We start from the raw sequence: 18,610 nt of genomic DNA, 5'->3' as shown, positions 1-18,610 counted from the left end.
CCAAAACCATTCGGCCCGACGCAGCTCAACGGTCTCGACGCAAGCTATATGCGCATCCTGACGCAATCACAGACAACAATTCAACGACTACTATGACAGATTCCACGACGCGACACATGATCGGCCTGGACGAACGACATCACGAACACCGTGAGCGAGTTCGCGAGTTCGTCGACGAGGAGGTGGCTCCGGTCGTCGACGACTACGAAGAACGTGGAGAGTTTCCGGTCGACGTCATCGAGAAACTGGGGGAGGCCGGACTCTACGGCATTACCGTTCCAGAACAGTACGGCGGTACCGGACTCGATCACCGCTCGCTCGCCATCACTATCGAGGAACTGGCCCGCGTCTGGAAGATACCGGCGGGCGTCGTCTCCCTCTCCTGTGGACTCATCGCGAATACGCTCGAATCGTTCGCCGACGACTGGCAGAAAGAGGAGTGGCTCACCGATATCTTCACCGAGAACCAGATCACCGCCGTCTCTCTGACCGAACCGCAGGCGGGGAGCGATGCGAACAACCTGGAGACCCGTGCCGAGCGCGACGGCGACGAGTACGTGCTGAATGGCCACAAAGTGTGGACGTCCCACGGCGAAGTCGCAGACCTCGTGTTCGTCGTCGCTCGAACCGACACCACCGGGAGCCACGACGACGTGAGCATCATCGGCGTTCCGAACCCACAGGATCGAGACGGCTTCAACGTCGTTCGAGACATCCCGTGTATGGAGGGCGATGCAGTCGTCGAGAGCGAAATAGAGTACGACGACCTCCGCGTTCCGACCGACCATCTCATCGGCGAAGAGGGGCGGGGATTCCGGTACATTATGGAAGCACTCGACTTGGGTCGCATCGGCGTCGCCGCCCAGTGCGTCGGCATCACGCAGGGCTCGCTCGATGCGAGCGCGGAGTTCGCCGACCAGCGCGAGCAGTTTGACCAGCCGATCCGAGAGTTCCAGGGCGTGTCGTTCAAACTCGCGGACATGAAGATGGACCTCGAAGCCGCCCGCCTGCTCACCTATCAGGCCGCAACCCGACGGGACGCCGGCGAACGCGTCACGCAGGACGCTGCCATCGCCAAGACGTTCGCCTCGGATGCCGCCATGGACGCCGCCACGGAGGCCGTCCAGATCCACGGTTCGCGTGGGTACTCGACCGACTACCCGGTCGAACGGTACATGCGCGAAGCCAAAGGGGCACAGATATACGAGGGAACGAACGAGGTCAATCGCTCGGTCATCGCCAAACACCTCTACGAATAGTTCCGACGGGTGCCTTTCGGACGTGAGGGGGTCAGGTGGAAGCTACTGAATAGTCGGAGGCGAGAAACGCTAGGAACGGCGACGATCGTCGCTCGCTACCGTAAACCCTTATCGCTCCGGAACCAACGGTCGGTGATTACGATGGATTTCATGCTCTCCGAGGAACACGAACTGATGAAAAGTGCGGTCAGGGATATCACCGAGAACTTCGACAACGCCTACTGGCAGGACGTTCACGAGGCGAGACGGCCGCCGACGGAAGTTTTCGACGAACTCGCGGCAGGTGGGTGGTTCGGTGCACCGCTTCCGGAAGAGTACGGCGGTCAGGGGTTGAACCTATTAGATACGTGTATCATCATGGAGGCACTCTGTGAAGGTCACTGCTGGGAGACCACGTTCCGCTTCACGATGAGTACAGTCTTCGGTGGTATCAGCCTCGTCGAGAACGGCACAGAGGAGCAGAAAGAGGAGTACATCCCGCGCATCGCTCGCGGTGAGGACGTGTGGGCGTTGGGTATGACCGAACCCGACGCGGGACTGAACTCCTCGCGAATCTCGACGAGTGCTAAGAAAGACAGCGACGAGTACGTTATTGACGGCCGCAAGCAGTGGATTTCGGGCATGGACTTTGCGGACCAACTACTGTTGGTCGCCCGAACCACTCCCCTCGTGGAAGCCGACTCAAAGTTCGACGGCATCACCATGTTCATCGTCGATCCCGAGGCAGAGGGTATCGAGTATAGCGAAATCCCTCTCGACATATATTATACGGAGCCGACCTACGACCTCTTCATCGAGGATCTCCGTGTTGACCAAGAGCAGGTGCTCGGGGAAGTTGGAAATGGAATGTGCCAAATATTTGGAATGCTCAACGTTGAGCGCATTACCGCAGGGTTGTCGGCGTGGGGAGCTGGCAGGGAGGCGCTAGATAAAGCGGTCCAGTACGCGAAGGACCGCAAGGTCTGGTCCGAACCCATCGGCGCTCACCAGGCGATTCAGCATCCGCTTGCCGAGTCCCACGCCAAGATGGAGAGTGCCCGCACACAGCTTCGAAAGGCTGCGTGGCAGTACGACAACCAAGTTGGCGATGTAGGTGAAGCTTCCAATATTGCCAACTATCTGGCTTGTAAGGCGGCTTGGGAAGCTTGTGAAGCATCGATGACAACTCACGGTGGTATGTCTGCAAGCTCTGAGATGGGCATCTCGGCTTCCTGGGGTGTCGCTCGTCACCAGCGGACCGGCCCCGTCTCAGAGGAAATGATTCTCAACTATATCGGACAGCATGTCCTCGATCTGCCTCGGTCGTACGAGGATTGACATCCTCCCTGCCCTAAAGGGCGGGGATTCCCCGAAGGGGAGTTCAAGGTTGCACGTTTCCTCGGGAGCGAAGTACGCTTTCGCGTCCTCCCTCAACGGTTCCCGTCCAATTATGACCAAGGACGTGGTTTGCAGTGCGCGTAGCCGTGTCAAAGCGGCCTTCCCATCCATGTTCAATGGGCGTTTCACCGGGACGGAATACCGTCCGTCCCTCCGCGACAGGGTATTCAGCCTGCTGGGTACCACCATCAGCGTCAGACGACCCGTCGGCCCGGACGTGGTGGAGTGGGCGTCGGATTTGTTACCACGCGACGAGTCGATGCAAAGCATCGGTACGGTCAAAGACCGTATTCGCCAACGAGGGAACTCCGGTAAGCAATATACGGCGGGAGGACGCTTAAACTGTACGGCGCGTATCCCCGCCCTGAAGGGCGAGGCTTTGCGCCTGTTCCTACGTAAAATGTCAGTGTGCGGCTTGCAATGGGTCCTCAGTCCTCAAAGACAACGTCTTCTCCACAGTGGCTACTGATTCGGCCACATCCATACCGATTCACGTTAATCTTTTTTGTCTTCTGCGGCTATCTTATTGTGTTCTGCTACCAATTCATCGGGGACTGGAACTGGCTCTTCGGTTTCGGAATCAACATAAACTACTGTAAGAGTGCCCTCAAATACGATATCAGTGTCGACACTTCCGGTGAATTCATGTGTGACCGAGGAGGTTCCGACAGTTGGCGTCAGCGTAATTTTGAGTTCGTCATCGACGGTGATCGCACCCAGATAGTCGATCTCGATGTTCCGGGCCGGTGGTATGACTGGACCGTGTTCGAATCGACTGTTCGGAAAGCCGACGCTAGAGCGGTACTCCCCCAATGTCCGAATGACATAATCGATAACGACAGGTGTGTAGATTCGTCCAGAGTAATCAGTATCGCCGGCATAAATTGTCCACTTGCTCTCGTAAGGCATTACCATCAAAAAGATGCCCATGGCTCAAACCAGTTTTGCTCGGTCGTGTTTTGCACTACTACCGGTTGAGTCTATACAGTGATGAGATGGCTGACCGGAACGTTTTCAATTGTAGAGTGCCGCTAGCTAATTATTGGATGACAGAGATCATAGATATTCATTCACATCTATGGGCCGAAGACTGGCTTCCAGAGCGGTTCTGGGACGCCTTCGTCGACATCGCTGTTCGTGAAAACGAAAAGAAAGGAAAGACGGTCGATCCAGAGCGGATACGGAAATCGTACCTTCCTAGTTACTGGGATCCCCGCGGGGAGAAACTTCTTGAACGGATGGACGAAGTAGGTATCGACCACCAGAACGTCTTCGGCGTTGACTTCGGAATAGCTCTAGGTGAACCAGAGACGCCGATCGAAGAAGTGAACAGAACGATCGCGGAATTTCGGGACGACAATTCTGATCGCATCAGTGCTTTCGCAACGATCGACCCGAGACGGCCAGACGCGGCCAAACATATCGAACAGACGTTAGCTGACTGGGACATGGACGGTCTAAAGCTCCATCCGACGGCAGGATTCTATCTCCACGATCAAGAGACCTACAGACTACTCGAGATAGCACGGCGTCACGATGTCCCCGTGCTAACTGACACTGGTCCAGTATTTGCGCCACTGTACAGCAAGTACTCTCATCCGACCAATCTGGATGAGGTACTGAGCGACTTTCCGGATCTCGAAATCATTGCCGCTCATATGTCTTTCGAGTGGTGGAGAGACCTTCACGCCGTCGCACGTTCGAAGGTCAATTCTAGGCTCCACGTCGACATCTCCGGCTGGCAAGAACGATGTAAAGACGACCCTGATGAGTTTGCGACGGCAGTGCGGAAACTCATGGATGCCGTCGGAAGTGATCGAATGCTCTACGGGACTGATGATCCCGCGTTCGATCCAGTTCATCCGAAAGAAGAATGGATCGAAAACGTCAGAAAACTGTCAGAAAGAGGAAAAGAACCAACATTCACTGACGAAGAGATCGATAACCTACTCGGTGAGAACGCAAAACGGCTTCTCGATCTCTAATTTGTGCAATTTCCCGTATCTGCTGAGACCGGTAGTAAATCCGTCTGGTATTCGAGGCGAACGCCCTGACGAGTGTCACTGTCCACTCACGTTCCACTATTCAAAACTCGTCGTCTCTAACGCCTCGCTGAGCAGTTCTAAGCCCATCTATGAATGATTTTGAAGTCATCGTCATCGGTGGCGGGGTGGCCGGTGCCAGCTGTGCCTATCATCTCACTGCTGCGGGGGTCAAAGATGTCGCTGTATTCGAAAAAGACCAACCCGCAAGCAAAGCAAGCGGGCGTGCTGCTGGATTCATCACCCCCGATCAGTTCTTGAGTACGGGAACGCATCCGGCAGAGCACCAGTATATCATCCAATTCTGGGAAGAGATGGCTCAGAATTCAAAAATCGAACTGCACTATGGGGATGCATACACGTTTGCACGAGACCCAGCCTCAGTAGCGCACCTCGAACAACTGCACGAAGAAACTGCGATCGAGTCCCAACTGCTGACCGGTGATGAAATCGACAATCGAGTCCCAGTACTCATCACGGATGATATCGAAGCCGGATTTATGTTCGAAAATGGGTTCTCGCTGGACCCATACACGGCAACAGTCTCCGTTATGGAGAACGCAACGTCCAGGGGTGCTGACGTGCTGACCGAGGCGGTCGAATCGATCGACACCCTCGCTACGGGTAGCACTCGTGTTACAACAAGTGAAGGGTCGTATACCGCTTCGGCAGTGATTGTGGCGGCGGGAGCATGGAGCAAGTCACTGGCGCGCAATATCGATGTCTCACTTCCGTTAAAGCCGCGGGTCAGTCAGATTGCGATGATAGATCCCGGACAAACGGTCGAACTACCGCTTATCAATGACCCCGATCTCGAGCTGTACTACCGATCGGAAATGAATGGAGAAATCCTGATTGGGGGTGGAACTGGGAAAACTGAACTCGACCCCGAAACTTTCAGCTCGACAGCACGTGAAGAGTTCATCCAAGAAGTAGCAGAGAAAGCACCCCAGATCTCTGCTCAACTTCAGGATAGCCAGATAACTGGAAAGTGGGGCGGGCTTTGTTCGGCAACGCCTGATCGCCATCCGCTGGTGGGGGAAATCCATCCGAACGGAGTTTATGTATGCTGTGGATTCAACGGCGAAGGAATCATGTATAGCACAGTTGCTGGCCACCTGATCGCAGAGTTGCTCACTGAAACCACGCCAACGTTCGATCCCGACGTCTTTGCCCCAGATCGGTTTGTGACTCCAGAAGAAGATTTCGAAATCAGAAGTGCGATTGAATGGTGAAACGCCATACTTATTGCTAACACCCCAGATTTATTTGCACCTCCCAGATTGGCAACTGGAGATGCGGATAGCCAACCCTGAAGTACGTGACGCGGGCACGTACAGGCCATCAGGTCTTCGGTCACGTCGTCGATGGAGACGGTGTACTGGTGGTCTGCAGGGCTCTCGTGGCTCTCGTTGGTGACTTCAACGAGCCCGGGGGCATCGACGTCGAAGGCGAATTGTTCGGCCTGTGCCCGTTTCTGTGCCCAGCGCGGACGGCGTTCAGCACCCTCCCCGCGGACGTAAAGGCCGAGGTTCTCGACGACCTCGACGATGCGTTGCTCGCCGCCGCCGACACCAACTAACGAGTGCTCCAGCAGTGATCGCCTGCGGTCGATAGCGAGAGCTCTCTCACTCCGATTCAAGGAGGAAGTCCACGGCTTCAGCCGTGGGAGGAATCCGACAATAGACAATCCAGCCATCAACAATCACAGGTTGACTCCCCACGCCACCCCGGATAATTATAAAGAGATAGTTCAATATGTGAAATACCGATGGAGGTGATTCGCACCGTCAAAGTCAAACTCGACATCCCCACAGAGCGGTGCGACGACCTCCATCAGACGAAAGACCAGTTCCTCCACTGTGCGAACACCACCGCAGAGTGGGCATGGAGACATCCGAACGAGTACTGTGTGACCTCGAAACAGAACGCCGAGAACGCCCTGTACGAGCGGCTCCGAAACGAGACGGAGTTGACGGCAAACCTCGTGCAGAAAGGGATCCGACGCGCTATCGAGGCCACGAAAAGCGGTGTCGCACGGCTCAAGAAAGGTGACAATACGAGCCAACCGCACTTCGATGCGTGGAGCGTCGTCTACGACAAACGCTCCGCGACGTTCCACCGCGACCACGTTTCGCTGTCCACAGTAGACGGTCGCGTCGAGTGCGACTACGTACTACCCGACGTCGCCGAGGGAACGCCGATTGGGGAGTACCTGCTGAACGAGGACTACGAGTTCCGTATGTCCACGCTACAGTACGACCGCCAAACGGAGTCGTTCTACCTCCACGCGCGGATGCGCCGAACTGAAACCAACGAGCAGTCCACGACTGCTTCTTCTGACACCAAGCACAGAACAGTCCTTGGTGTTGACCTGAATGTGGACGGCTCGCTCGCTGTGACTTCCACAGGCGCGTTCGTCGGGAACGCCGACGAGATGAATCATCGACGCCGAGAATTTGAGAAGACTCGCGGGTCGATGCAACAGACAGGCACGCGGTCGGCACACCTGTCGATTCAGTCGCTGAAAGACCGTGAACACCGCTGGATGCAAGACGAGTTGCACCGAGCATCCAATCAGATTCTCGACGAAGCTCGTGACCACGGGTGTACACATATTGCGTTCGAAAACCTGACCGACATTCGCAAGCGGATGGCTGGTGCGAAGCGATTCCACGCGTGGGCGTTCCGACGCCTGTACCAGTACGTGGAATACAAAGCCGAGATGTGCGGTATTGTGGTTACGCAGGTGAATCCTGCGTATACGTCTCAGCGGTGTTCATCGTGCGGGTTTACACATGAATCGAATCGGCGGTCGAAGCACCAGTTTGTGTGCCAGAAGTGTGAGTACGAACTGAATGCCGATTACAACGCGAGTAAGAACATCGCTCGTAAACTTCTCAAGAAACTCCACTCGGGGCAGACGTCTTCGGGTGGAGGCGCACCCTGTCAGTGTGCGCTACCGTCAGGGACGCTGAACCTGAATGGCGATTTCCACGCATCCGTCGATTCGACGGCAGAAGGGGAGTCCACTGACAAGCCCACGACGTCAGTCGTGGGTAGCTGACACCAGTATTGCCGTCACCAGTGGTGGAGACAAACACAGATTCTTGTATACTCGTTACAATGATGCAGATAGATGGAGATCCCGGACGAACTACACTGTCTGTTTAGCAGTGAAATCGAAGCACAGAATGGATCGTACACGCTCACCGTGCCGAGCCAAGAGATTGTGGATGGCGATATCCAACCAAATGACGCATACCGCGTGGCAATACTGAAACAACCGTCATCAGCGGATAGCACAGAACGAGAAACAACACAAGAGACAGTATCGACAACCACGCGCGACAAGCAGACTCACAATCGGCAGTCGAGTCACTCAACAGCCCCAGTCGAAGTGGGTGACCGCCGAACGGTCGAAATCGAAGGCGTCGGCGAGCAAGGTGATGGTATTGCCCGCGTTGACCGGGGCTATGTGATTATCGTGCCGGACACGGAGCAACGCGACCGTGTCACTGTCGAGATCAACAACGTCACACCCACCGTGGCCTTTGCTGAGGTCGTCGAGCGAAAAGCCTACTACGAGTAGTCTCTCCGCTTATTCTCGAAGCATTTCCACGATTGTTCAACCACGGTTCTCGTGGTGCCTAGCTCGAAGAAACAGCGATCAGCAGTCGCATACGAGAGACGAACCCAAACCGGCCGTCCCTGTGTACCGAGGACTCCTGCCTGCGCCCGATCCATCTGCCGACAACTCGATAGAAGTGATATCACTCGTCGAATCGTTGTCCAGTCGCGAAACCCATTTCTTCAGAATACCTCGTGCTCAATGCCACGAACCACCCCTCGAACGGAGTGATATCACAATTGTCGGTCTTCTTCTCGTCCACACGATTCCAGCAACTCCGTCCGGTCGATGAAATCGAAGACGCGTCTCACGGTGGTCAGCAACACGAAGACACCCAAACCACGAAGGGACACGAACCATCGGAGAACCACGGCGTTCCGGACGACCACGAGTCGTCCGTCACCACACAAGGTCTCTTGCGGACTTCTAGAATCCATAGCCATTTAAAATTTTCTCTAACTGTATGCGAGTTAATTTTGTTTAGTTGCTAGTTTGCGTGGTGTTTCTTCCGTGTTCTTGATGACTCGGCGTCGCTATTCAGTGGTTTCGTCTCGACACCCAGACGGATGTGGGAGAAACTCGAACGACGACAATACGACTGTTTGTGATATCACTCGTCTCTGCCGGTGATCCATGGTGGTACTCGTTGGAGCGGCTACGGTGGAGTGCGTCAGTTTCTGCGAAACGGAGGGGTCGCTCTCGCGATCCCCCTCTATTACAACGTTGTAATCTAGCCCTCCAGAGGATAGACGAGAATAGGTCAATTGCCGACGCAAGTCTTATTACACAACACATAAATCATGTATTGTATGGCAAAAGCCGAAGGCAATCCCGAACACGTCATTGATGGTTTCCTCTCGGTTGCCCAGCTGCTCTCTGAACCACGGCTGGCCCGTCTCTATACCTTCATCCTGCGAAATGAAGCAGTAACGATCGACGAAATCGTCGATGGGTTAGAAACGCCCCGAACGACCGCCTATTCGGATACAGCCACACTCGTGGATTTGGGTGTCTTATCTCGTGACGAAGCACAGAAAACACACACCTACACGGCGACACCAATTACACTGACCGCAGATCTTGATGGGGCTGAATATACGATCACACCCACTCTCATCGAAGCAGTCGGTCGGACTCCTCGGGATCAAGATCTCGACCTCTTACTCGAGCGGTATGGACTTGGCAAGCTTGCTGCTGCACTCACGTACGCAGTCCCGTACGTTGATGGGGAGATGACCGAGCGAATCGCCGCTCGCGAACTCGATCTCCAAGTCGCGTTCGCGATTGCTGTGCTGCATGCACTGAGGGAGGTTATTCTCGAGATGCAACCACACGACCCCTACTTTGATCGGATTCAGACCGCACGTGACCACCCACCGAACACAGAGGCGTAGGAGAAATAGGAATGAGTGATGCTGTTGGTTCGGATGCCGAGAGACATGCGTGGGTTGCAGATTCGGGATTGTTCATCGCCTATGGACGGCAACAAAACAACAAATACACAGCACTCAGGCGGTTTGCACAACGCAATGGAATTTCGTTTGTGATCCCCCAACGAGTGTATACCGAACTCGGCGGAGCGCCAGATCGAAGTACGCCAAGTCAAACGCCGATTAACAGTGCGATCGACGCCGAGTGGGTAACGATCGCTGACGAACTGGACTACACAAATGGCGGAGTTGCAGCAGGATGGACACCGTTCGACGGTTCATTGCACCAGGCATCGAATCGAAGCGAGGATCAGATTGAGAAAGCAGATACAGCACTTGCTGGCGTTGCAATGCAGCTCCTCGATAGCGGCAATGCATCGTCCGTTACTGTCGTAACGACAGATACCGATGCGGGCAAAGGTGTAGTGAGAGCGATCGAAGCTCGGGGATTCGAAGGCCAAATCGCGTTCAAAAATGGATTCGATTTGATCGAAGAGATAATATGATGTATCATATACAGAAATAAACCTCATCAGATCAACTTCTAAGGACAGTTATCAGACTCTTCGCTGTTCAATCAATCGAGAATCCTGCAGCGACGTTTGTCTTCGCCGCCTCTCACCCTTCCCGAGGCACATTACCGACCCCGTACCAGAGCCAACCGGCATCCGACATGTGCTGCACCCGCGCTCTGGGCCTTGTTTAGGCGCTCGAATTCAGGTGTGTGAACAGCGAGCTCGCCAGGTTCGGGATAGGACAGGAGCGAGATACTCGGTGAGTCGGCTGCTCGAAGAAATCCGTCTCCGCAGTCAGTCTGTGGACGGTTGAGCTACCCCGTGGGCACGATCCCCCGCTCCCATTCTATCTCGAGATTCAGTGGGAACGGCTACAATCCATGAACAGAGCCGTTCTCGCTCGTCTAAACAAGGCCCAGGGCGCGTATGCAGCAATCATTCCTGAATGCGATCGAGGGTGCGTTTGTGTTGTCTGATCCTCAGTTCGCTGGCTCGATGTTCTGGTTCACTACTGAAGACTGCTGTTTGCTGCCGAATTTTGTAGCTGTTACGCAACCCCAGTTCCAGGAGCGACTGTCGGTTCTGCCGGCGAGTCTCGCGGTTGGGGTGCTGTGGTGGGCGTGGCACCTCCCCCTGTTTCTCGGTCATCCGAATTTCACCCCCGACCCGCTGTTCTTCGTGTATTATACGACGTTTGTCCTCGGCGTATCGACTGTCCTCGGTGCGCTCGTCAATGTCACAGACGGAACGGTGATTCCCGCAGTGTTACTGCACGCCGCGATCAACCTCGGAAGCATTCTCGAGGGTTCTGGTGGCATATTGGAGAGTCCACTGCCCGTTTCGCTCGTCGTCGGTTCGGGTGCGTGGTGGCTAATCGCCGTCGTTCTCGTGGGGCTGTACGGGCGCTCGATGGTGCCTGGACCCACATTGGATTCGCTGTCGTAGCCGCTGATCACGGCCCAAGTGTAGTGGGTAGACTAGTTCCCTGTGCCTACCGCTTACACCCACCCCTTCAGGGGTGGCCTTCCACTAGCACCGCCTGTCAATGAAGATGCTGTGTTCCTCGGCTTTTGATTCGAATTAACAACTGTACTAATCACAATAATCGTCGGTCGGGTTCTAATCGCCGACTGATGGGAGATCGCCGCGATGCTCAGCTCGGAGAACACCAACAAGAAACCGAGCAAGTTGGTCTTGCAGCTCAGAGCGAGTTCCATACTCGGTGAGTGCAACCTCGTACTCATAGGGAACGGCTTCGAGTGTTGCGCTCCGGACGCCGTGCTCACGGAAAACGCGGAATCGCTCTGGAGGTTTCCGTGGCGAACCTTCGCCGTGACCGAGATCAAAGCCAGAGAGAACCGCACCAATTTCGATATCGACCCCGTCTCGAACACCTGCTTTTGGGAGAAGAAACACAACAGCGTTGCTGGCATCCGCATACGCTTTCGACTGACTGATCACGTTCATCCGCTCGGCGGTCGTTTCCTCGGGAAATTCCGTCGTTGGAATGTTAGGATCGACGGCAAGAAAGGCATTTACACCGAGTTCTGTGCGCATCCATGAAACGATCTCTCGAAGCTCATCTTGGAGCTCCTTTTCTGCATCACCAAACGCACCCCAGTCGAAATCACGGTCATCAAAATTGACTTCGCTATCGTCCTGAAGATAGTAGTCAAGTCGAAAAGTCGTGTAGGGTCCCATCACGTACACAAGAAACTCAGTGTGTTTTATTGGGTCGAGTCGTTCGAGGAGAACGTCTCGCATTGGTCTTTCGTCGTACGTTCGCATTATTTAGTACTGCTTGGACAATCTGTATAAATGCACCCACTCGCCGATGAGCAATCCATCCACCAATCAGGTTAAGAACCGTTAACCTCAAATGGGACAACCCCGTATCGACACATATGGCAGACAGTCCCTCTGCGTCACGACCACCAACGAAGGACGATACGTCGGAGGATGCAATCGCGGCATTGACAGCGAACCTCTTCGATGAAAAACCGCTGCTCAGCCTCGACGAATATCTCGAGCTCTTCGAGGAAATTGCTGAACGCAACCGATTCGCGATCCTCTACGCGCTTCGTACTGATGGGAAACTAAGCGCGAAGGAACTCGGCGAGGCACTCGGTCGGGACGAAAATGGACTGCATTACCATTTGGATCGGTTAGTCGATGCGGGGTTGGTCGAGAACAGAAAACAATCGAAGCCCAATACAGACGGCTTGTACTCGTATTATGAATTAACTGGGCTTGGCGCGGATCTTGTCGATATGGCTGCGGAGTTTATCACACAGGAAAAGAACGCTCTTGATCAATACTGAGGCCAAAGCGAAACGCGGTATTGGGGCAGTTCGTAGCATACCGTGATTCATCCATGGGCTAACGCTCGTGGCATCCTCCCATGGGATATCGGCCACGTGTGGCCGTGACGGTTCCAACCCGCACTTCCAGCACGGGAAGCCGTCGAGACGCTCATTCGCACTCGTTCGACTCGGCAATCCAGAGAGGGAACTTTGTCATTCGCAGTGTCGGTCACAACGGGCGGGGCTTGTCAAAGAGGGAACGAATCAATGAGTGAGAAACGAAAACTACGAGAGGAGGTCGATGATCGTTCGCTGAAGCTCGTCCGAAGAGTTGGTAATATGATCAGTGTGGTCGGTCGCCTGCACAGTCGTACCCTGACAAAACCGGATTACACAGAGTCGAGTGGAAGCCCACGACTTTAGTCGTGAGAGGAAGCCGACATGCTGTGGACTCCTTTCCAAACGATAGCCATCCGACAACCACTCGTCGCGTTCATTTTCACTCCGAACAGACACTGACAAGCCCACGATGTCTGTCGTGGGTAGCTAATTCGTCTCTCCTCGAACCTGTGTAAGAAGCGTTCACGTCCTCACCGGAACAGTTTAGTCTATAGTTCGCGTACTGTGGTCTACAATGTCTGGGACAATCAAGAACGGTAGCCCCGACGGAAATCAGGGGGCAGCAACCTTCTTTGTCGCTCAAAAGCTTTTGTCGGATCCAAATCTCGCATACTTCTACACAGACTTGCTCATCAATTCACCAACGACGATCAAACAAGCGATGGCACGCCAGAACATCGTGAAAAGTACTGCATATAAATATGCAAACGAGCTGGCCGAACTCGGCATTGCAGAAGAACTTGATCAACTTGAAGACGGGGCGGCACTCTGGCAGGCCGATTCAATCGCAGGAACGTGGGAAACAGGCGACACTGAACTTATCGTCTCACCGACGGTCATCGCCGTTTATGGCGCTGCGAAAGTCGACGACGATATCAAGTACTTCAGTGAGCGCTACGGGAACGAGCGTCTTCTCCGTGCCATCGATGAAACACTCAAATACCTCAACGGGAACCATACCCGACGCGGCGTCGCCAGTTCTCTTCAGGTCTCATCGGCGGCCGGGATTGCAATTTCGCAAGCCATTGAAGCTGTTATTGGGGTCGTGAGTCGATACGATCCGGAACTAACTGATTTTTCCGAAGAAATCCATCAGCGTACGATCGTCGACGCACCATACACAATCAGCCGTGACTAGGGCTTCTCTTCCCCCCGTTCCGACAGCACTGCTCCTCGACACGAGTTTTCTCCGGACGCTGGGTGGACCGGGACACCACCGGCACCAACTCTTCACTGATTACGTGAAAGCCAACGGCATTGAATTGTATCTGAGTGAGCGTGTCCGACAAGAGATCGAAGAACAAAAAGGATGGATCAGTCCAGCTTGGCTTCACAAGTCACAGACAGAGCCGTGGATCACCGCTGCCCAACCAGTCCAAGAGGGAGTGAGTGTCTTTGATGGGCAATCTGCAGCAGTGATCATGGATCGAATTCAGCAGCGGCTCTCAAAGATTGAGCAAATCCCACCGGATGAACTCCGGAAGACAGACGCTGGTCTAGCTGGCACAGCGATCATGATTCTAGCCTCAACTGAGCACGACGACATCGGTATCGTGATGGATGACAAAAACGCCGAACAAACGATTCAAACCGTTCTGTCGGATACGTACTATGAAGACTATATTCGGGTATTCAATATTTGGATATTATCGAATTTATTGAAGAATGATACGAGAGTTACCTCAGGGGGACGGGAAGCCCCACCATTGAGGAGCTCAATAATCGACTATCAGAACTCAGTGACACCATCTCGTCGTTCCAGGAGACCTATGAGGCCGAAATGCCTGGTGATGTTGTCCCGCAGGAGCATGGCTACGAGGGGCTTGATGAGACGATGGACAATCTTCGACAGTGGAACGCAGCGTGTGAAGAAGTTGATGCGCTTGTCGAGGCACTTGGGCACGGCACGCCAAGTGCACACACTGAGACGGTAAAGATTGCAGATATGGTTCGGTTCTTCCAGCGGCTGCAGTCCAGCCAACCAAATTCTAGTGCAGACACACTCTCAGGAAATCACTCGTGAATCTGACGTCAGCGAACGACACTTCCTGAGACATCTCGAGGAGTTCGAGATCGAGAGACAGCCACCACACCACTCGACAATACACGTAGGTTGGGAGGGCAGCCGGTCAAAATGGAGTCCGTCACCCCGATTGCGCTGAACCGCTCCTTGTGGTGGCTGGAAGAGCGGTGAGGAGAGGGACGTTATTGTATCGTGACTGTGTATTATCACATGGACATGGAGGTGTCTCTGGACATGTCGAACACTGATGGCGACACGAAAGTCGTTCAAACCGAACTCAGTCCCGCCGAATACGCCTGCTTTCGCCGTCTCGCACAGGAAGAAGGGAAATCACTAAAAGAGGCACTGCGCGAAGCCGCTGCCGAATACATCGACGCCTATGACGTGCCAGACCCGAGCGACCCCCTCTTCACAGTCGCCGATGAGATGGCAGCACTCAATGAAGGCCGGCGCGGTGAGCCGCCCGCCCCGGACGAGCTTGACGATGCACTCTACGAGCGCCCATATGGGAATGACAGGCGGTGCTAGTGGAAACCCACCCCTTCAGGGGTTGGGGGGAGGTCAATCGGAGGCATTCCATATCTTGAGCGTGTCAGACGACCTCTTTTGGGCGGCTGGCGAGCAATTCAGCTAGTACGACGACCACACGCTGCGGATCCCTCCTACAACTAAAGTCGTGGGTTTCCTCGCCCTGAATTATGAGTGAGAAACGAAAACTACGAGAGGAGGTCGAGGATCGTTCGCTGAAGCTCGTCCGAAGAGTTGGTAATATGATCAGTGTGGTCAGTCGCCTGCACAGTCGTTCCCTGACAAAACCGGATCACAGTACTCCCTGCTCGTGCTGCAGCTTGAACACCGTTGAGAGAGTCTTCAACAACAAGGCAGGAAGAGGGAGAAACGTTGAGTTCAGCAGCTGCATGCTCATAGATAAAGGGTTCTGGCTTGCCTGGCAGGTCGATATCTTCAGCGCTCACCATGATATCGACTGGTGCTAGCGCAAACCGCTCGATGACCATTTCGATCCACTCCGCTGGCGCTGATGACACGATTCCAACATCGATCCCTCGCTCACGAAGTGTTTCAAAGAAATCCGGCATTCCTGGTGTCATCGACACGTGCCCGCCATAGACTGTCTCAGCAGCCAGTTCGAACTGGCGTGCATAGCGTTCAGTTCCTCCCGGAAGACCACATGTCGATGCAAGCTCGTCGAGACTTTCACGGAAATTGCGGCCAGTCACGTCCTCCAAACTTGGCTCACCGGTTTCTGCATGAGCGAATACGTGGTCACGCCAGAACTGCTGCCAAAATGGTTCCGAGTCGACAAGCACGCCATCCATATCAAACAGAACCGCCTGAAATTGAGCCATAGACTAGCCCTTCGATTCTGCGCGTATGCCAATTGCGGCTGCAGAAACAACAGCCACGACTACCCAGGACGAACGCAACCACCACGTCCACTCCCCATGAGAGCGGGCAAAGTGTGGCACCGAGATCCCGTTCACTGGATTGCGAACTCGCCTATCGGCAGTATTCATCAGTCACATGTACTCATCGGTCACGTCTTCGAGGTGTACGTCCCCGTCCGGAACGCGGTAGGCCGCGACGACGGTTCGTTCGGCGTCCGGCGAATTCACGGTCTTGTCGACAGCATAGCCGACGTACGTGCAGTCATCGCGGGTGAATTCGACGATCGAGTAGCCCCAGTTGTGGCTGTCAAAGAACTCGATATGTGGGTTCATGGCCGGAATAAGCCACGATAACAACGGTTCGGTGAGCTTGTTTCGCCACCCACGGGTCAAGTGAAGCGCCTCGGCGACGTTGAGCGAGGTGACGGCGGGCGTCATGAACTCGACGCCACAACGCTCGCCTTGGGCGACGCCCTCGCCGCCCGTGACGCGACCAGGATAGGAGGTCTGCTGATACGCGGCGACGTAACAATGGAGGTCGCCGGTGAGCGTGACGAAGTTGTCCACGTCCGCAGCGGCAACCGTCTCCATGATACGCATCCGTTCGCGGGTATAGCCGTCCCACCCGCCTTGCACTGGGTAGATCGAGAGCGGGCCAGACCCTAACCGAAATGGGACGGTCAGCACCTCGTCAGCCCACACTGTCCACGTTGTCTCAGATTCGGTAATCGTGTCGGTAAGCCACTCGCGCTGTTCGGTGCCAAGCATGGTTCGTCCGGGGGGTTCGCGGTGCGGGCCGACATTGTCGACTGTGGGAATGGCCTCGCGCGGTGGATCCCGGAAGAGTCGCTCGTCAGTCAAGATCAGCGTCATGAGATCACCAAACTCGAATGACCGCCAGAGCTGAAACCGGTCTTGAAGTTGCTCACCGTTTGGGTCGTACTCAACGCGCGCAGGCATGAACTCCCACCACGCGTGCATCGCGTCGGCGATGAGCGTGGTCATGAACTCCGGATCGTCGCCACGTGGGTGGTCACCGGCAGGTGCGTCAGTCTCCTTGTCCCAGTAGAGATCGTTGATCATCTCATGGTCGTCCCACCCGGCGATCAGTGTGTGTGACTCCAACGCCTCTTGTAGGAACTGGTCGCTGCGATATGTTCGATACAGATATCGATAATCCTCAAGATTCCAGACACGGTCGTTGCCACTCGGCAGCGACTTCTCGCGATTGGGATAGTCGGAGGAGCCAAGGCCTTTGAAATGGCCCGCATCAGACTCGTAGACGAAGTCGCCGACGTGAATGAGGAAGTCAACGTCCTCTGCGGCAACATGGTGGTATGCGGGGAAGTAGCCGTTGAGGAAGTTCTGACAGGCGAGTACTGCAAACCGTATTGATTCCGGCGAGTCGTTGGGACGTGGCAGCGTCCGACATCGACCGATTCGGGAGGCGACGTTGCGGTAGATGAATCGATAATGATACTCACGATCCGGATCGAGGTGCCCGTCGAGATCTACCTTCACCGTGTGATCGTGGGCTCGAATCCCCACTGTATCTGTGATCAGGCCGCTGTAGACGACGTCCTCCATCCCCTCGTCGTGCGCAACCTGCACGGCGAGTGGTTCCTCGACGGTGAACACATCGGGGGCGATGCGTGTCCAGAGGATCACACCGGTCGATGTCGGGCCGCCGCTCGCCACGGACTGTGGAAACGTTCCAGTCGGATCGGCTTGGGAGTCGAACTCGAATTCGGCCCCGTCACCCGCGTCCATAGGGTTGGTCGCCACTGCCAGATCGTGCGAGTCAAGTTCGGAGAGCAGTTCTGAATGATCATCGTCCCCACGGGACGGCTCATCCCGTCCATCCAAACCGAATCCGTCAGGCATGACTGCCGGTTTGTAATCGAGTGATTTCGCCCTTATGGCTGTAGAGATACGAGGAGAACATCTCCGTATCCACGCCCTCAAGGACGTAGTGTTGGGCCTGTTCAACCGTGGTCGTCAGCTACCTACGACTGACGTCGTGGATTTCCGCCTCGACTCTGTGTGAGCGGATTCTGTGAGACGGTCGAGTTGGCGGTCAAGGTCGCCGTTGTTTTTCGTCCATGACTGGAGACGCGAGCATATAGTGCAACACAACCTGTGGGGCGAGCATCGCCAGCGAGACTGCGGAGTGCACAGTGTGGAATGCGACGGTAGCCGTCGGAGTCTAGGTGTGATTAATTTCACCTTCACGACACCAGCGGTTGACCGTCTGAACATGAACACCAAGTTCGTCGGCAAACTCGCCAACAGAGTCTGAGCGTAGTAGTGAGATGTTCACTCTGTATTCGGAGGTGCATCGTGGACTGCAACAACATCATCAGCAAACTCCTCGACTGATAAACCCAACGGAGCTTCTTCGGTCGGTTCAACCGGCTCAAACTCAACCATAACCAAGTTATACAAAATCAAGGAGAATACCTGACCCTTTAGGGTCAGGATGAATCCGACACTACCTTTCACCA

Annotated in this window: 18 protein-coding genes and 2 pseudogenes; 15 read left to right on the top strand and 5 right to left on the bottom strand. The window is 54.8% G+C overall.

The window, feature by feature from the left end; genetic code table 11:
* Positions 1-92: 92 nt before the first annotated feature.
* Complete coding sequence (locus ACR3FE_RS25380; protein WP_458210634.1) at positions 93-1,259, top strand: acyl-CoA dehydrogenase family protein; 1,167 nt, start codon at positions 93-95, stop codon at positions 1,257-1,259.
* A gap of 141 nt (positions 1,260-1,400) precedes the next feature.
* The gene (locus ACR3FE_RS25375; RefSeq protein WP_458210633.1) at positions 1,401-2,576 is read left to right on the top strand and encodes an acyl-CoA dehydrogenase family protein; all 1,176 of its coding nucleotides are present in this window, start codon (positions 1,401-1,403) and stop codon (positions 2,574-2,576) included.
* Positions 2,577-3,131: 555 nt separating this feature from the next.
* Here the strand turns inward: ACR3FE_RS25375 and ACR3FE_RS25370 are convergent.
* The gene (locus ACR3FE_RS25370) at positions 3,132-3,545 is read right to left on the bottom strand and encodes an acyl-CoA thioesterase (RefSeq protein WP_458210632.1); all 414 of its coding nucleotides are present in this window, start codon (positions 3,543-3,545) and stop codon (positions 3,132-3,134) included.
* Positions 3,546-3,631: 86 nt separating this feature from the next.
* Here ACR3FE_RS25370 and ACR3FE_RS25365 point away from each other — a divergent pair, with 86 nt between their 5' ends.
* The 8 genes from ACR3FE_RS25365 (at position 3,632) to ACR3FE_RS25330 (ending at position 11,199) form a co-directional block, all read left to right on the top strand.
* Positions 3,632-4,621 carry an amidohydrolase family protein gene (locus ACR3FE_RS25365; RefSeq protein WP_458210631.1) on the top strand — a complete coding sequence of 330 codons (990 nt, stop codon included), beginning with the start codon at positions 3,632-3,634 and terminating at the stop codon, positions 4,619-4,621.
* Positions 4,622-4,770: 149 nt separating this feature from the next.
* A complete protein-coding gene (locus ACR3FE_RS25360) occupies positions 4,771-5,913 on the top strand; it encodes an NAD(P)/FAD-dependent oxidoreductase (RefSeq protein ID WP_458210630.1) in 1,143 nt (380 codons plus the stop codon).
* Positions 5,914-6,080: 167 nt separating this feature from the next.
* On the top strand, positions 6,081-6,260 hold the full coding sequence (locus ACR3FE_RS25355) for a hypothetical protein (protein ID WP_458210629.1): 180 nt from the start codon (positions 6,081-6,083) through the stop codon (positions 6,258-6,260).
* Positions 6,261-6,449: 189 nt separating this feature from the next.
* Positions 6,450-7,745 carry an RNA-guided endonuclease InsQ/TnpB family protein gene (locus tag ACR3FE_RS25350; RefSeq protein ID WP_458210628.1) on the top strand — a complete coding sequence of 432 codons (1,296 nt, stop codon included), beginning with the start codon at positions 6,450-6,452 and terminating at the stop codon, positions 7,743-7,745.
* Between the two features lie 72 nt (positions 7,746-7,817).
* Positions 7,818-8,270, top strand: coding sequence for a TRAM domain-containing protein (locus ACR3FE_RS25345; RefSeq protein ID WP_458210627.1), 453 nt, complete (start codon positions 7,818-7,820; stop codon positions 8,268-8,270).
* Positions 8,271-9,118: 848 nt separating this feature from the next.
* Positions 9,119-9,703: a DUF7437 domain-containing protein gene (locus ACR3FE_RS25340; RefSeq protein WP_458210626.1), complete on the top strand. Its 585-nt coding sequence runs from the start codon at positions 9,119-9,121 to the stop codon at positions 9,701-9,703.
* 11 nt (positions 9,704-9,714) lie between these two features.
* Positions 9,715-10,245 (top strand): PIN domain-containing protein, encoded by a 531-nt coding sequence (locus tag ACR3FE_RS25335; RefSeq protein WP_458210625.1) that lies wholly within the window; start codon positions 9,715-9,717, stop codon positions 10,243-10,245.
* Between the two features lie 435 nt (positions 10,246-10,680).
* Positions 10,681-11,199 carry a CPBP family glutamic-type intramembrane protease gene (locus tag ACR3FE_RS25330; RefSeq protein WP_458210624.1) on the top strand — a complete coding sequence of 173 codons (519 nt, stop codon included), beginning with the start codon at positions 10,681-10,683 and terminating at the stop codon, positions 11,197-11,199.
* A 174-nt stretch (positions 11,200-11,373) separates the two neighbouring features.
* On the opposite strand, the gene ACR3FE_RS25325 is transcribed toward ACR3FE_RS25330, so the two are convergent.
* Positions 11,374-12,018, bottom strand: a complete 645-nt coding sequence (locus tag ACR3FE_RS25325) for a DUF7509 family protein (RefSeq protein ID WP_458210623.1) — start codon at positions 12,016-12,018, stop codon at positions 11,374-11,376.
* A 209-nt stretch (positions 12,019-12,227) separates the two neighbouring features.
* Between ACR3FE_RS25325 and ACR3FE_RS25320 the strand changes: the two genes are divergently transcribed.
* From ACR3FE_RS25320 to ACR3FE_RS25305, 5 genes and pseudogenes are all read left to right on the top strand, one after another.
* Positions 12,228-12,575: a helix-turn-helix domain-containing protein gene (locus tag ACR3FE_RS25320; protein ID WP_458210622.1), complete on the top strand. Its 348-nt coding sequence runs from the start codon at positions 12,228-12,230 to the stop codon at positions 12,573-12,575.
* A 616-nt stretch (positions 12,576-13,191) separates the two neighbouring features.
* Positions 13,192-13,815 (top strand): DUF7437 domain-containing protein, encoded by a 624-nt coding sequence (locus ACR3FE_RS25315; RefSeq protein WP_458210621.1) that lies wholly within the window; start codon positions 13,192-13,194, stop codon positions 13,813-13,815.
* A pseudogene (locus ACR3FE_RS27835) lies at positions 13,808-14,329 on the top strand (PIN domain-containing protein); the annotation flags it as partial. The gene ACR3FE_RS25315 and the pseudogene ACR3FE_RS27835, both read left to right, overlap by 8 nt.
* 128 nt (positions 14,330-14,457) lie before the next feature.
* The gene (locus ACR3FE_RS25310) at positions 14,458-14,700 is read left to right on the top strand and encodes a hypothetical protein (protein ID WP_458210620.1); all 243 of its coding nucleotides are present in this window, start codon (positions 14,458-14,460) and stop codon (positions 14,698-14,700) included.
* A 234-nt stretch (positions 14,701-14,934) separates the two neighbouring features.
* The gene (locus tag ACR3FE_RS25305) at positions 14,935-15,228 is read left to right on the top strand and encodes a hypothetical protein (RefSeq protein WP_458210619.1); all 294 of its coding nucleotides are present in this window, start codon (positions 14,935-14,937) and stop codon (positions 15,226-15,228) included.
* Positions 15,229-15,416: 188 nt separating this feature from the next.
* Here ACR3FE_RS25305 and ACR3FE_RS25300 read toward each other — a convergent pair whose 3' ends face one another.
* The 3 genes and pseudogenes from ACR3FE_RS25300 to ACR3FE_RS25290 form a co-directional block, all read right to left on the bottom strand.
* Complete coding sequence (locus ACR3FE_RS25300) at positions 15,417-16,067, bottom strand: HAD family hydrolase (protein ID WP_458210618.1); 651 nt, start codon at positions 16,065-16,067, stop codon at positions 15,417-15,419.
* Positions 16,068-16,238: 171 nt separating this feature from the next.
* Positions 16,239-17,990, bottom strand: a complete 1,752-nt coding sequence (locus ACR3FE_RS25295; RefSeq protein WP_458210617.1) for an alkaline phosphatase D family protein — start codon at positions 17,988-17,990, stop codon at positions 16,239-16,241.
* A gap of 159 nt (positions 17,991-18,149) precedes the next feature.
* Positions 18,150-18,420, bottom strand: a pseudogene (locus ACR3FE_RS25290) (helix-turn-helix domain-containing protein); the annotation flags it as partial.
* Positions 18,421-18,610 lie beyond the last annotated feature (190 nt).

Source organism: Haladaptatus rarus, from assembly GCF_054177585.1.
This window is presented reverse-complemented; position numbering and strand designations above follow the sequence as displayed.

What these genes read in the sequence shown, in the direction of transcription:
- ACR3FE_RS25380 (WP_458210634.1), top strand. Translation starts at nt 93, where the DNA reads ATGACAGATTCCACGACGCGACACATGATCGGCCTGGACGAACGACAT.
- ACR3FE_RS25375 (WP_458210633.1), top strand. Translation starts at nt 1,401, where the DNA reads ATGGATTTCATGCTCTCCGAGGAACACGAACTGATGAAAAGTGCGGTC.
- ACR3FE_RS25370 (WP_458210632.1), bottom strand. Translation starts at nt 3,545, where the DNA reads ATGCCTTACGAGAGCAAGTGGACAATTTATGCCGGCGATACTGATTAC.
- ACR3FE_RS25365 (WP_458210631.1), top strand. Translation starts at nt 3,632, where the DNA reads ATGGCTGACCGGAACGTTTTCAATTGTAGAGTGCCGCTAGCTAATTAT.
- ACR3FE_RS25360 (WP_458210630.1), top strand. Translation starts at nt 4,771, where the DNA reads ATGAATGATTTTGAAGTCATCGTCATCGGTGGCGGGGTGGCCGGTGCC.
- ACR3FE_RS25350 (WP_458210628.1), top strand. Translation starts at nt 6,450, where the DNA reads ATGGAGGTGATTCGCACCGTCAAAGTCAAACTCGACATCCCCACAGAG.
- ACR3FE_RS25345 (WP_458210627.1), top strand. Translation starts at nt 7,818, where the DNA reads ATGGAGATCCCGGACGAACTACACTGTCTGTTTAGCAGTGAAATCGAA.
- ACR3FE_RS25340 (WP_458210626.1), top strand. Translation starts at nt 9,119, where the DNA reads ATGGCAAAAGCCGAAGGCAATCCCGAACACGTCATTGATGGTTTCCTC.
- ACR3FE_RS25335 (WP_458210625.1), top strand. Translation starts at nt 9,715, where the DNA reads ATGAGTGATGCTGTTGGTTCGGATGCCGAGAGACATGCGTGGGTTGCA.
- ACR3FE_RS25330 (WP_458210624.1), top strand. Translation starts at nt 10,681, where the DNA reads ATGCAGCAATCATTCCTGAATGCGATCGAGGGTGCGTTTGTGTTGTCT.
- ACR3FE_RS25325 (WP_458210623.1), bottom strand. Translation starts at nt 12,018, where the DNA reads ATGCGAGACGTTCTCCTCGAACGACTCGACCCAATAAAACACACTGAG.
- ACR3FE_RS25315 (WP_458210621.1), top strand. Translation starts at nt 13,192, where the DNA reads ATGTCTGGGACAATCAAGAACGGTAGCCCCGACGGAAATCAGGGGGCA.
- ACR3FE_RS25310 (WP_458210620.1), top strand. Translation starts at nt 14,458, where the DNA reads ATGCCTGGTGATGTTGTCCCGCAGGAGCATGGCTACGAGGGGCTTGAT.
- ACR3FE_RS25305 (WP_458210619.1), top strand. Translation starts at nt 14,935, where the DNA reads ATGTCGAACACTGATGGCGACACGAAAGTCGTTCAAACCGAACTCAGT.
- ACR3FE_RS25300 (WP_458210618.1), bottom strand. Translation starts at nt 16,067, where the DNA reads ATGGCTCAATTTCAGGCGGTTCTGTTTGATATGGATGGCGTGCTTGTC.
- ACR3FE_RS25295 (WP_458210617.1), bottom strand. Translation starts at nt 17,990, where the DNA reads ATGCCTGACGGATTCGGTTTGGATGGACGGGATGAGCCGTCCCGTGGG.